The organism is Haladaptatus sp. DJG-WS-42 (assembly GCF_037198285.1).
Classification (GTDB): domain Archaea; phylum Halobacteriota; class Halobacteria; order Halobacteriales; family Halococcaceae; genus QDMS2.
Genome location: NZ_CP147243.1, coordinates 441698 through 453233 on the forward strand (window position 1 = coordinate 441698; position 11536 = coordinate 453233).

The 11536-nt window shown below is 62.6% G+C and carries 13 protein-coding genes; 4 read left to right on the forward strand and 9 right to left on the reverse strand.

The window, feature by feature from the left end; genetic code table 11:
• Window positions 1-301 precede the first annotated feature (301 nt).
• The 4 genes from ndk to rpl7ae are packed head-to-tail and all read right to left on the reverse strand — an operon-like array spanning window position 302 to window position 1669.
• Window positions 302-760, reverse strand: coding sequence for a nucleoside-diphosphate kinase (gene ndk / locus V5N47_RS02405; protein WP_332899475.1), 459 nt, complete (start codon window positions 758-760; stop codon window positions 302-304).
• Window positions 757-1071, reverse strand: a complete 315-nt coding sequence (locus V5N47_RS02410) for a 50S ribosomal protein L24e (RefSeq protein WP_338729262.1) — start codon at window positions 1069-1071, stop codon at window positions 757-759. Before V5N47_RS02410 ends, ndk begins: the two co-directional genes overlap by 4 nt.
• On the reverse strand, window positions 1071-1295 hold the full coding sequence (locus tag V5N47_RS02415; RefSeq protein ID WP_332899477.1) for a 30S ribosomal protein S28e: 225 nt from the start codon (window positions 1293-1295) through the stop codon (window positions 1071-1073). Before V5N47_RS02415 ends, V5N47_RS02410 begins: the two co-directional genes overlap by 1 nt.
• Window positions 1296-1306: 11 nt before the next feature.
• Complete coding sequence (gene rpl7ae, locus V5N47_RS02420) at window positions 1307-1669, reverse strand: 50S ribosomal protein L7Ae (RefSeq protein WP_332899478.1); 363 nt, start codon at window positions 1667-1669, stop codon at window positions 1307-1309.
• A gap of 198 nt (window positions 1670-1867) precedes the next feature.
• On the opposite strand from rpl7ae, the gene tmcA reads away from it, so the two are divergent.
• The 3 genes from tmcA to V5N47_RS02435 are packed head-to-tail and all read left to right on the forward strand — an operon-like array spanning window position 1868 to window position 4786.
• On the forward strand, window positions 1868-4108 hold the full coding sequence (tmcA, locus tag V5N47_RS02425) for a tRNA(Met) cytidine acetyltransferase TmcA (RefSeq protein ID WP_338729263.1): 2241 nt from the start codon (window positions 1868-1870) through the stop codon (window positions 4106-4108).
• Entirely contained in the window at window positions 4108-4581 is a 474-nt protein-coding gene (locus V5N47_RS02430; protein WP_338729264.1) for a DUF456 domain-containing protein, read from the forward strand. The genes tmcA and V5N47_RS02430 overlap by 1 nt, the downstream gene beginning before the upstream one ends.
• A 31-nt stretch (window positions 4582-4612) precedes the next feature.
• Window positions 4613-4786 carry a hypothetical protein gene (locus tag V5N47_RS02435; protein WP_338730362.1) on the forward strand — a complete coding sequence of 58 codons (174 nt, stop codon included), beginning with the start codon at window positions 4613-4615 and terminating at the stop codon, window positions 4784-4786.
• 6 nt (window positions 4787-4792) lie between these two features.
• Here V5N47_RS02435 and V5N47_RS02440 read toward each other — a convergent pair whose 3' ends face one another.
• The 5 genes from V5N47_RS02440 to mvk form a co-directional block, all read right to left on the reverse strand.
• Window positions 4793-6508, reverse strand: coding sequence for a glutamate--tRNA ligase (locus tag V5N47_RS02440; protein WP_338729265.1), 1716 nt, complete (start codon window positions 6506-6508; stop codon window positions 4793-4795).
• A gap of 70 nt (window positions 6509-6578) precedes the next feature.
• Window positions 6579-7619, reverse strand: a complete 1041-nt coding sequence (locus V5N47_RS02445) for a polyprenyl synthetase family protein (RefSeq protein ID WP_338729266.1) — start codon at window positions 7617-7619, stop codon at window positions 6579-6581.
• Entirely contained in the window at window positions 7620-8966 is a 1347-nt protein-coding gene (locus V5N47_RS02450; RefSeq protein WP_332899484.1) for a ribonuclease J, read from the reverse strand. It lies immediately after the preceding gene.
• 167 nt (window positions 8967-9133) lie between these two features.
• Window positions 9134-9880 (reverse strand): isopentenyl phosphate kinase, encoded by a 747-nt coding sequence (locus V5N47_RS02455; RefSeq protein WP_338729267.1) that lies wholly within the window; start codon window positions 9878-9880, stop codon window positions 9134-9136.
• Window positions 9877-10869, reverse strand: a complete 993-nt coding sequence (mvk, locus tag V5N47_RS02460) for a mevalonate kinase (RefSeq protein WP_338729268.1) — start codon at window positions 10867-10869, stop codon at window positions 9877-9879. Before mvk ends, V5N47_RS02455 begins: the two co-directional genes overlap by 4 nt.
• A 94-nt stretch (window positions 10870-10963) precedes the next feature.
• Here mvk and V5N47_RS02465 point away from each other — a divergent pair, with 94 nt between their 5' ends.
• On the forward strand, window positions 10964-11527 hold the full coding sequence (locus V5N47_RS02465) for an NUDIX domain-containing protein (RefSeq protein ID WP_338729269.1): 564 nt from the start codon (window positions 10964-10966) through the stop codon (window positions 11525-11527).
• Window positions 11528-11536 lie beyond the last annotated feature (9 nt).

Genomic DNA, 11536 nt, shown 5'->3' on the forward strand with positions numbered 1-11536 from the left:
AGGACACAAATAGTAGTTGGGCTGGAGTTGGCATAAATGTATCTGCGTTGATAAGTATTCGAGAGATTGGTAGTATAATAATCGGTTCCTGTGAAAACAGTACACGGTACTTTCGCCACGGGCGTTCGGAATATGACTGGAAAAATGTACGTTTTTTCAGAGACGTTCGGGACACTCTCTTCGGGTGCTACAGCGACTCCTGGGCGAATACGCACGGTTCGTGTCACTGTGAGATTTGAAGTGCGTCAGGCAGATGGCCGTTGCTCACCAGACTGTGAAAATGGAAAAAACCCGAACTGGCTTATTCGTACAGCCAGCCTTCGTTGATGCGCTCGTAGTCGACGAGTTCGTCCTCGTCGAAGAAGAGCGCGATTTCGCGTTCGTTTGCGCCCTCGTCCTCGTGGTCCGAGCCGTGGATGACGTTGCGGCCAAGGTCGAGGCCGAAGTCACCGCGGATGGTTCCCGGAGCGGAGTCGGCGGGGTCAGTTTCGCCCATCATACCGCGAACCTGTCGCGTCGCGTCCTGTCCTTCCCAGACCATTGCGAAGACTGGGCCGGAGGTGATGAACTCGACAAGCCCGGAGAAGAAGGGCTTGCCCTCGTGCTCGCCGTAGTGCTCGTGGGCGAGTTCCTCGTCGATCTGCATGAACTTGCCCGCGACGAGCTTCAGTCCGCGGTCTTCGAAGCGAGAGACGATCTCGCCGATGAGGCCGCGCTGGACGCCGTCAGGCTTGACCATCACGAAGGTGCGTTCGCTCATTCTTCAGTTTCCTCTTCTTCTGCCTCTGCGGCTTCGAGGTCGGGTGCAGCGTCTTCTTCTTCGTCGGCTGCTTGCTCTGCCTCAGCTTCCGCAGCGGCTTCTGCTTTCTCGCTGGCGCGTTTGTTGACGCCGCTCTGGCGGCGCCCTTCTTCGGTCCAGCGAACGTCGCGAGCTTCACGGCCGAGTTCGGCGTTCTTCTCGCACTTCGATGAGCAGTAGTTTACGGTACGCCCGTCGGTGAAGACGAACATCGTCCCGGTGCCGGGCTCGATGTCGTCGCCACAGTAATCACAGTCTCGTGTGCGAACCATTATTGGCCTCCAATGGAGTCAGCTTCACGAGCCGTTTCGCGCAGTTGCAGGATGTCGCCCTCGCGGACGGGACCAAGGACGTTTCGGGTAATGATACGGCCCTTGTTCGAGCCCTGCTGGATGCGGCACTTGACCTGCATCGCCTCGCCGTGCATCCCGGTCTTGCCGACGACCTCGATGACTTCGGCGGGGGTGGCTCCGTCAGTATTCTCTTCAGCACTCATCAACGGTCACCTCAGCGGAGGTCCTCAAGCTTTCCGGCGATGTCCTCGACCTGGTCTGCGGCCTCACCGGCGTCGGTGATGGCTGCAGCCGCGCTGCCGACTTCGAGTCCGGCCGCGTGGCCGACATCGTCCTGGGTCTCAACGAAGAGGAATGGAATTCCCTTCTCGTCCGAAAGCTCTGGGAGGTGCATAACAATCTCCTCAGGCTGGACGTCTTCTGCGATGAAGACGAGTTGCGCGTTGCCGCGCTCGACAGCTTTCGTGGTCTCGTTCGTTCCTTTCTTTACAGCTCCCGTATCCCGCGCAACTTCGAGCGCCTCGAGGGCAGACTCTTGGAGGTCGGCGGGTACATCGAAATCGACGTACACTGGCATAGTATGTTCACCTCCTGTACGTGGGCTCGCGCTCCCCTGCCGTAAGGGTCCTGAATGGCTAGGAGCATCATCAACCCCGCACAGGCTGTAACGCTCAGTAGAGAGTCCCACCATAAAAGCGCTTTCAATGCGAATACGCCATGCGACGGTGAGACACGCACAGAAACGCCCTTTTTCTCAGGGGCATTTTGTCACGACATGGACTCTCTCGTGGCCGCCCTCCGCGCCGAAGCCAGCAGTGCAAACGAGCGCCGACTGCTCGTTCTCGCTGGCGAGCGCGACGCGACGGTCACAGCCGCCGACAGCGCACTCCGTGAAGCCGACATCCCCCGCGACGAAACCACGTTTCTCAGCCATCACGACGACCTTGCCTGCGAACGTGTCGCCCCTAAACGTGCTGGCTCCCTCCTTGGCACCACGCGAACCGCTGTCGTCATCGACGCCCACGACGCCTTCCGGCCGAACGCGCTCGGTCGTTCCGTGGGTGCCGTTTCGGGCGGCGGCCTCGTGCTCTTGCTCACGCCACCACTCGACGAGTGGCCGAACCGACGAGATGGCTTTGATGATGGACTCGCGGTCCCGCCGTTCAGCCGCGAGGAGGTCACGGGCAACTTCAGAACTCGAACGGTCGAGTTGCTCAAAACACACCCCGGGGTCGCCATCTTCGACGCGGACGCAAACACCATCATCAAAGACGGCCTGACCGACCCCTTCGCGGCCCGACAACGCGAACCACCAGCGCCACCGAAAACCCACGTCTTCCCCGCAAATGCCTACGCCCGTTGTCTCACCGACGACCAAGCAACGGCCGTCTATAGGTTTGAGCAACTCACTGAGCCGGACACCGCGCTCGTGGTCGAAGCCGACCGCGGTCGCGGAAAATCGAGTGCCGCCGGACTCGCCGCCGGGTCGCTCGCCGACGCAGGCGAAGACGTACTCGTCACTGCCCGGGCGTACGAAAGCGCAGCCGAAGTGTTCGCCCGAGCACGCGAACTGCTCTCTGCACTCGGTGTACTCGCTGACGTGAACCACCCGGCCAATCCCTCGCTGCTCACGACGACCACGGGCGGCCGCGTGCGATTCGCCAAGCCCGCAGAAGCGACTGACCTTCCGGAGAACCCGGACGTGGTCATCGTAGACGAAGCCGCTGCACTCCCCGTGCGCGTCCTCGAACGGTTCCTCGCCGCCTCCCGCGTGGCGTTCACCACGACCGTCCACGGCTACGAAGGCGCGGGTCGGGGCTTTTCGGTCAGGTTCCGCGACCGACTTGACGAGACCAACCACGACGTGACCGACGTGCGCCTCGACGAACCCATCCGGTACGCGCCGGGTGACCCGGTCGAAATCTGGGCGTTTCGCACCCTCTTACTCGACGCACGTCCGGCGGTTGAGCCACTCGTTGAACACGCGACGCCCGAGACGGTCAGCTACGAAGCCTACACGGGCGAAGAACTCAGGCAGGACGAACACCTTCTGCGCGAAGTGTTCGGCTTGCTCGTCTACGCCCACTACCGAACCGAACCCGACGACCTTGCCCGCCTCCTCGACGCGCCGAACCTCTCCCTCCGGGTGTTGACCCACGAGGGCCACGTCGCCTGCGTCGCCCTCCTCGCCCGCGAAGGCAACCTCCCTGAAGCCCTCCGCGCAGAGATGTACGACGGTGGGAGAGTGCGCGGAAACATGCTCCCCGACGTGCTCACGAGTCAGGTCAGAGACGAGGACGCAGGAATCACAGAAGGGCTCCGCGTGATGCGGATTGCGACTCACCCGGCCGTTCGCTCACTGGGGCTTGGCTCACACCTGCTCGCAGAAATTCGCTGCGAGTTCGAAGAGTCACTCGACTGGCTTGGCGTTGGCTACGGTGCGACGCCCGAACTCATCGACTTCTGGCACCGAAACGGCTACCACACGGTATATCTCTCGACCGGGCGCAACGACGCGAGCGGCGAGCACTCTGCGGTGATGCTCTGTCCCCTCTCTGCGGCGGGCCACGACCTCCACGACCGACACGTCCGGTGGTTCACCGAACGAACGCGGGACATGCTCTCTGACGTGCTTTCGGAACTCGATACCGACGTGGTTCGCGCGGCGATTCGAGCCACGGAGTCGGCCATCGCCCTCTCCTTCACCGACCGTGAGTGGCGACTGCTCGCGGGCGCGGCCTTCGGCCCCGGTATCTCTGAGGTCGCACCCGCTGCGGCGCGGAAGCTGGCGATGAAACACCTCGCAGACCCGGCGGATACAGCCCTGCTCACCGACCGCCAAGAGCGGCTGCTCGTCCGGAAGGTGCTGCAAGCAACCCACTGGCGAACCGTCACCGACGAGTTCGGCTTTCACTCGCCCGCCCACGCGATGCGCGAGTTGAGCGCGACGCTCCGCCCGCTCGTCTCCGTCTACGGCCCACCAGTCGCGCAACTCGAACGGCGGCGGTTCGACTGATGGACGCCCTCACCGTTCTCGCCTTTGGGTTGCTCATCCTCGGCGTCGTCGGCAGCGTCGTTCCGCTCCTACCCGGTGCGCCGACCTCGCTCGCGGGCGTCTACCTCTACTGGTGGCACTCGGGGTACGCAGAACCTACCTTACTCGCACTCGTCGGATTGACAGTCCTTGGCCTCACCGCAATGACGTTCGACTACCTCGGAGGCGCGGTGGCCGCCAAAGTGAGCGGCACGTCGTGGAAAGTCTCCGCGCTCGCGGGACTCATTGGCTTCGCGCTCCTGTTCGTCCTTGGCCCGCTCGGCATCTTCCTCGGCGTTGCAGGAACCGTGTTCGCCTTCGAATACCGCAAACACGAAGACGTAGACCAGAGCGCGCGGGCGGCGATGTACACGACCATCGGCATCCTCGCCTCTGCGGTGATGCAGGTGCTCCTGACCACATCGATGCTTGTCGCGTTCATTCTCGTTATCTGACCCACGGAAGGATTGTTACCGTGGCCCACTAATGCCCGCCATGCGACACTGTGACGAATCCGGCTGTCACGAGCGCGCGGCCGTTCGCCTCCACATCCCGTGGGCCGATAGAAAAGACGTCTGTACGGCGCACGCTCGGGCGATGGTGCAACGCGACGGCATCGTCGCAGAGCCCCTCCCGGGCGCGGAGAAACACTGGGTGTAAGTCAGTTCAGGGGTGCGTGTAGTAGACGAGCGACTCGTCGTCGCCGTGGGCATCGACGCGGACGAAGCCGATGCGCTCGAACTGAATCACGTCGTCTACGGCTGTTTCTGTGAAGTCCGGTTCTGCGTGGCCGGACACGTCACCGTCCATCGTCCGCATCGTGACGGGGACGCTCGCGTCTGCTGAGACCCAATGGATGACATCGACGCCCTCCTCGCGCACCGCAGACAGGTCGTTACTGAGGTATTCGAGCGCGTCGCGGGTGTGCTGGAACAGGCCGAGGCCCTTGAGCCAGACGCGTTCGCCGTTTGCGGGCACGTCGTCGGCTTCGATGAGAACTGCACCCTCGACAGGGATGTCGCGTTTCCCGCGGTCTTCGTGGTCGGGGTGGAGCGGTGGGTGACCGACTTCAGGCGCACCGACGACGGGGAGTTCCTGTCCGTCACGGACGAGGAAGTAGCGGTTTGCCTGGTCGTCTACGAGCGCGCGGTTGTTCGCGTAAATCGAACTCATGGCGAGGTCGACGTTGCTCGTAGACGTGCCGAGTTGAATCATCGCGTCGGTGATTGCCTCGCCGCGGATACCGCGACGGCGGACACTCTTCAGTGTCGGTGCGCGCGGGTCGTCCCAGCCGTCGAGTTCGCCGTCCGCGATGAGTTGCTTGATAGTCGAGGTGGACATCTTCACGTCGTAGGCGTCTATCTGGACGTGGCCCCAGTGGATGACCTCAGGATACTCCCAGCCGAAGTAGTCGTAGACGAACTGCTGGCGCTTTGCCGAGTCCTGGAGGTCGATGCCGCGGATGATGTGCGTGACGCCCGTGAGGTGGTCGTCGATACCAGATTGGAAGTCGAGCATCGGCCAGCAACGGTAGTCTGCAGCCTCCTCACGCGGGTGTGGCGTATCGACCATGCGGAAGGCAACGAAGTCGCGCAGCGCTGGATTTTTGTGTTCGATGTCCGTCTTCACGCGGAGCACCATCTCACCGGCGCTGAACTCGCCTGCCACCATCTGTTCGAACTCGTCTTTCGTGGTCTCCACGTCCTTGTCGCGGTGTGGACACGGCTTGCCTGCGTTCTTGAGCTCTGAGAAGGCCTCGCCCGTACACGAGCAGGTGTACGCACCGCCCATCTCGATGAGGTCGCGGGCGTGGTCGTAGTAGATGGGCACGCGGTCTGAGGCGCGCATCACGTCGTCCGGCTCGAAGCCGAGATACTCAATGTCCCCTAAGATGGCGTCGTAGGCGTCTAAGTCCGGCCGCTTGGTCTCCGGGTCGGTGTCGTCGAATCGGCAGACGAACCACCCGTCGTACAGTTCCTTATACGTCCCGATGACCGCGGGCATCCGCGCGTGGCCAAGGTGCCACGGGCCGTTCGGATTGGGCGCGGTGCGCATCCGAATCTCGTCGTACTCTGCTGCGTTTGGGAGGTCGGGGAGCACTCGGTCGTCTGCCTCGTCCTCTGCGTCGAGTTCTTCGAGCCACTCGGGGGCGAGGACGGCGAGGCGCTCGCGCTTTTCTTCCGTCGAGGCGCTGTTCACCTTCGCGACGATTGGGCCGATGATGCCCGGAATGTCGCCACCGTGCGGGCGGAACTCAGGGTTCTCGCCCATGAGGGGACCCATGATGGCTCCCACATCGGCGTCGCTCTCGTGTTTGACGGCGTTGATGAGCGCGTGTTTCTCGGCCTCCTCTTCGATTTGCTCGCGGAGATCCTCGTCCATTGGGTGAGCGTTCGCTGTGGCGGGTCAAAACTACGTTGAAAACGCGCGGAAAATCGGGGCGCGTCGGTGCTCAGTAGCCGCGGTCGATGAGGTAGTCCGCGATGTCGAGCAACAGGTCGTGGGCTTCGTTGTCCGGAAGCACGTCGATGCGGGCCTTCCCGTCTGCGACGAGTCGCTCTGCGGTCTCTCGTGCATAGTCGATAGAGCCCGACGCCTCGAGCGTCTCGACCGCCGCGTCGATTTCTGCCTCTGAGACACCCTCGACCGAGTCCGTGGTGACGAGCGAGTCAACGTCCACACCGTGCTGGCGGGCGTGGAGCGTGATAATCGTCTGCTTGTTCTCGACGAGGTCGCTCCCGCGTTGCTTGCCGAGTTTCTCACTTGGAACGGTGAGGTCGAGCAAGTCGTCTTGAATCTGGAAGGCGCGGCCAACGTCGAGTCCGTAGCCGTAGAGGGCTTCGACAGTCTCGTCATCTGCGCCAAGCAGGATGGCCGGGATGGCCGTCGCCGCGGCGTAGAGGACTGCCGTCTTCTGCTCTGCCATCTCCAGATACTCCTCCGGAAGCACATCCGTCCGCGTCTCGAAGGCCACGTCAAGCGCTTGGCCCTCGCATATCTTGGTGCAGGTCGTCGCGAGCATCGAGAGCGCGCGTACAGAGCGGTCTGCGGGCGCACCCGTTTCGAGCATAAACTCAAATGCCTTCGAGTAGAGCGTGTCACCCGCGAGAATCGCCGTCTCCAAGTCGTATGCGCGGTGGACAGCCGGTGCGCCCCGACGCAGGTCGTCGTCGTCCATGATGTCGTCGTGAATCAGCGTAAACGACTGGATGACTTCGATACTGACGGCTGCTGCCATCAGGTCGATGGTGACGCCGTTGAGCGTCGGGAACTCGCGGTAGTCCGTCTGCTCCGGGTTCACATCCACGAGCGCCTCGCCGACCAGCAACAGCATGGCCGGGCGCAGTCGCTTACCACCGGCATCGAGCAGGTGGCGCGACGCCTTATAGAGGCGTTCGGGGCTAGTGACCGGCAAGTCCTCGCCGATAGCCGCATTTACGAGGTCGCGGCGGGCGGCGATTGCGTCTGTGACTGCCATGTTCCGCATATCCATTTACTCGACCAGTTGGATGATGTTCCCGTTGCGCGTGACGTGCAGGTCACGGCCCATCGTGTAGCCCTCGTTTTCGGCGAGGTCGACGTACGGCGCGAAGCCTTTCATGTCCTGGTGGGCCGGGATGACGTGCTGTGGTTGGAGCGTGCGGAGCATCTCGTAGAGGCCTTCCTGGGACATGTGCCCGGAAACGTGGACGTCGTCGTAGATGCGTGCACCCTGCATGCGCAGGAGTTTCTCAGACTGATAGCGCTGGCCTTCGTTGGTTGGCTCCGGGATGACACGCGCAGAGAAGACGACTTTGTCGCCTTCTTCCAGTTCGTACGGCGTCTCGCCGCGACCCATGCGCGTGAGCATGGCGCGTGGCTCGCCCTGGTGGCCGGTCACGATCGGCAGGAAGTTCTCCTTGCCCTCTTTCATGATGCGCTTGAACGTGCGGTCGACCGACTTGCGGTGGCCGTACATCCCGAGGTCGTCTGGGAAGTCAACGAAGTTCAGGCGCTCTGCGGTGCCCGAGTACTTCTCCATCGAGCGACCGAGCAGGACTGGCTGGCGGCCGATGTCCTCTGCGAACTCGACGAGCGACTTCACACGCGCAACGTGCGAGGAGAACGTGGTAGCAACGATGCCGCCGTCGTAGTCCTCCATGCTGTGGATGACGTCTTTGAGGTGTTTGCGCGCGACGGACTCACTCGGCGTGCGGCCCTTGCGACCGGCGTTCGTACAGTCTTCGATGTACGCGAGGACGCCGTTTTCGGAGTTGGCAATCTCGCGGAACCGCTTCATGTCGATTGGGTCGCCGAGCACTGGCGTGTGGTCCATGCGCTTGTCGAGGCCGTAGACAACCGCACCCTCCGGGGTGTGGAGGACGGGGTTGATGGCGTCGATGATGGAGTGGGTGACGTTGACGAATTCGAGCTCGACTTCCTCGGAGATGGACATCGTCTCGCCAGGGTCCATCTTGATGAGGTCGTTTTGGACGCCGAACTTCTCTTCGCCCTCGATCTGCTGTTTGACGAGTTCGATTGTGAACGGCGTCGCCACAATCGGGGCGTTGTAGCGGTGGGCGAGCTTGCTGATTGCGCCGATGTGGTCAAGGTGACCGTGGGTCGGGACAATTGCTTTGACGTCTCCCTCAAGGTCGCTCATGACACGGTCGTCCGGAATCGCACCCATGTCGATGAGGTCTAAGCTGTGCATTCGTTCGGTCTCGACGTTGTCGTGAATCAGGACCTGTGAAAGGTTGAGGCCCATGTCGAAGATTACAACGTCGTCACCTGCGCGGACGGCAGTCATCTGCCGACCGACTTCTTCATAGCCGCCTATCGTAGCAATTTCAATTTCCATGGTTATAGCTCCGAGCGGAGCCCTCCAACCAGACGGTTCTGCATGAGCCTCCGGCGGGTCCCCGCCGAACGCCCACAACCGCACGAGGTGGACGGCTTGCTGTCTCGGTTACGGAACGGTACGAACTCGGGTCTTAAAAAGAACGTGGAATGGTGGGGCGCGTGAACTCAGTCGCCCCGGCCGTCGATTCGCGTCCCCGGGGCCTCTCCTGCGAGAAACGCGGCGAGACCATCAAGGCCGAAGATGTCGGCGGGCGCACCGAGTTCGAGCAGTTCACGGACCTTCTGTGCCATACCACCAGACACGTCCGTCGTCTCACTTCCGCCGAGTGCTGGTGCGACCGACTCGAAGTCCGTGATTTCGGTGATGACGTTTTTCGATTCGTCGAGTACGCCAGGCACGCCAGAACAGATGCCAACGCGGTCTGCATCAAGCGATTGGGCAAGTGCGGTCACGATTTCGTCGCCGCTCACGACGGTCACGCCCTTGCCTTCGTGAGCGATGACATCGCCGTGGAGCACGGGGACAAAGCCCTCTGCGAGCAGCGTTTCGACGGCCGTCGTGCAGAGCGTGAGCGCCCCCTCAGCGTCCCGCGACGCCGTAGAAAGCGTATGTACTGGCACAGCGGGCACGCCCGCTTTGTTCAGGCGGTGGACGACGACCTCGTTCAGGCGCTTCATCGCCTCGTGGATATCGAGGACGGCGTCCGGGTCGTGGGTGCCGTCGGTGGTCGAAACGTCGTACTTGCTCGCGTGGTGGTGGCCAAAGCTCCCGCCGCCGTGGACGAGAACGAGCCGTGACACGTCGGCGTCTGCGAGCATGCCAACTGCCTTTCCGAGGCGAGGGTCGTGGATTTTCTCTACGCCCTCTTTCTCGGTGATGACGCTTCCGCCGAGTTTGAGCACCGTCGTCATGGTTCCTCCACGCGGACGCCTTCGGTGTCGAGTTCGGCGCGGAAGGCATCCTCACAGCCCATGGTAAAGCGAAGCGCCGTCGCCGTTGCGTCCGTCTCGTCGAGTGCGACGATACAGCCGCCGCCACCGGCTCCCGTGAGTTTTGCACCGAGCGCATCGGCGTCGCGGGCGGCCCACACCATCGTATCGAGCGAGCGCGAGGAGACGCCAAGCGCTTCGAGCAGGCCGTGATTGAAGTTCATGAGTCGGCCGAGTTCCTCGATGTTACCGTCTGCCAACGCCTGTTCGCCGTGGCGAACGATGTCGCCAATCGCGGTCACGGTGTTCGCGGCGAAGTCGTACTCCTCTCTGAGTTTGCGAACCCCCGCGACGAGCACGCCCGTGTCGCCCGCACCGCCGTCGTAGCCGATAACGAACGGGAGGTTCTCGGGCGCTTCGATGGTTCGACAGTCATCGCCTTCGACGCGCACCGCCCCACCCATCGCAGAGCAGAACGTGTCCGCGCGCGACGCCTGCCCGTCTTGGACGTCGAGTTCGACCTGATAGGCGCGGTCTGCGAGTTCTTCGTTCGTGAGTTCCACGCCAAGTTCGCGCGTGGCGGCGTCGATGGCCGCGACGACTACCGCGGCAGAAGAGCCGAGGCCCGCACCGAGGGGAATCGCGCTTTCGATGGTGATGTCGAAGCCAGCGTCTGGCTGGTTTGCTGCGTCTCTTGCCTGTGAAACGGCGCCATCGATGTAGCCCATCGCGGCGCGAACGAGGCCGCTCGGCACGTCGACGTCCGGTGCGCCGCCCGCATCGCCGCTGTACTCGACGGTGAACCCATCGAGGGTGAGGTCGGCTGCCTGCACGCGAAGGCGGCCGTCATCGCGGGCGTCTACGGTCACTCGCGCTCGGCGTTCGATAGCACAGGGGACGGCTGGTTCCCCGTACACGACGGCGTGCTCACCAAAGAGATAGACTTTGCCTGGAGCACTTGAAACGGTCATTACCTATTCGAGGGTGCGAGGCATAACAGTAGTTGCGAATTTACCCGTCGCGCATCCTCACATTTCAATAGTGATGGCCGCAATCCCTGCAGTTATGTCAATCACCGCGCGAATGCGTCGCCACGTAGAGGAGACGATTCGCCGGTTCGACGCGGCCTACGGCACCTACGAAATCGTCGAGAAGGAAGAGACGTGGCCCACCGGGCGCTACGATGGAGCCGCCGCCCACTTCGAGGAAACCGGTGACCTCGGCGGGGCGGGCGTCTGGCTCTCGAACCGTGATGGCGAAGTGCTGCTCATCCGACGAGTAGACGATGTCGCGTGGACCGCGCCGGGTGGCTACATCAACCCCGATGAATCCTACGAAGAAACCGCCCGCCGCGAAGTACGTGAGGAGACGAGCGTCGAGTGTTTGCTCACCGGACTCAACCAAGTCCACGTCACGGCCGTTACCGACGAAGCCGACCCCAGCCGACCAGAACTGTTCAATCTCTCTGTTGTGTTCGACGGCCAGCACCTCTCGGGGTCGCCAGAGGCCGATGCAGACGAAGTCGAATCGGCGCGATGGTGGGACGTGCTCCCAGAAAAACTCCACCATCCAGAGCTCCACCAACTGCCGCTCCCCGAGCCAACGCCGTCGCTCACGGACGAAGAATAAGAAACGAAA

What these genes read in the sequence shown, in the direction of transcription:
- ndk (WP_332899475.1), bottom strand. Translation starts at nt 760, where the DNA reads ATGAGCGAACGCACCTTCGTGATGGTCAAGCCTGACGGCGTCCAGCGC.
- V5N47_RS02410 (WP_338729262.1), bottom strand. Translation starts at nt 1,071, where the DNA reads ATGGTTCGCACACGAGACTGTGATTACTGTGGCGACGACATCGAGCCC.
- V5N47_RS02415 (WP_332899477.1), bottom strand. Translation starts at nt 1,295, where the DNA reads ATGAGTGCTGAAGAGAATACTGACGGAGCCACCCCCGCCGAAGTCATC.
- rpl7ae (WP_332899478.1), bottom strand. Translation starts at nt 1,669, where the DNA reads ATGCCAGTGTACGTCGATTTCGATGTACCCGCCGACCTCCAAGAGTCT.
- tmcA (WP_338729263.1), top strand. Translation starts at nt 1,868, where the DNA reads ATGGACTCTCTCGTGGCCGCCCTCCGCGCCGAAGCCAGCAGTGCAAAC.
- V5N47_RS02430 (WP_338729264.1), top strand. Translation starts at nt 4,108, where the DNA reads ATGGACGCCCTCACCGTTCTCGCCTTTGGGTTGCTCATCCTCGGCGTC.
- V5N47_RS02435 (WP_338730362.1), top strand. Translation starts at nt 4,613, where the DNA reads ATGCCCGCCATGCGACACTGTGACGAATCCGGCTGTCACGAGCGCGCG.
- V5N47_RS02440 (WP_338729265.1), bottom strand. Translation starts at nt 6,508, where the DNA reads ATGGACGAGGATCTCCGCGAGCAAATCGAAGAGGAGGCCGAGAAACAC.
- V5N47_RS02445 (WP_338729266.1), bottom strand. Translation starts at nt 7,619, where the DNA reads ATGGATATGCGGAACATGGCAGTCACAGACGCAATCGCCGCCCGCCGC.
- V5N47_RS02450 (WP_332899484.1), bottom strand. Translation starts at nt 8,966, where the DNA reads ATGGAAATTGAAATTGCTACGATAGGCGGCTATGAAGAAGTCGGTCGG.
- V5N47_RS02455 (WP_338729267.1), bottom strand. Translation starts at nt 9,880, where the DNA reads ATGACGACGGTGCTCAAACTCGGCGGAAGCGTCATCACCGAGAAAGAG.
- mvk (WP_338729268.1), bottom strand. Translation starts at nt 10,869, where the DNA reads ATGACCGTTTCAAGTGCTCCAGGCAAAGTCTATCTCTTTGGTGAGCAC.
- V5N47_RS02465 (WP_338729269.1), top strand. Translation starts at nt 10,964, where the DNA reads ATGTCAATCACCGCGCGAATGCGTCGCCACGTAGAGGAGACGATTCGC.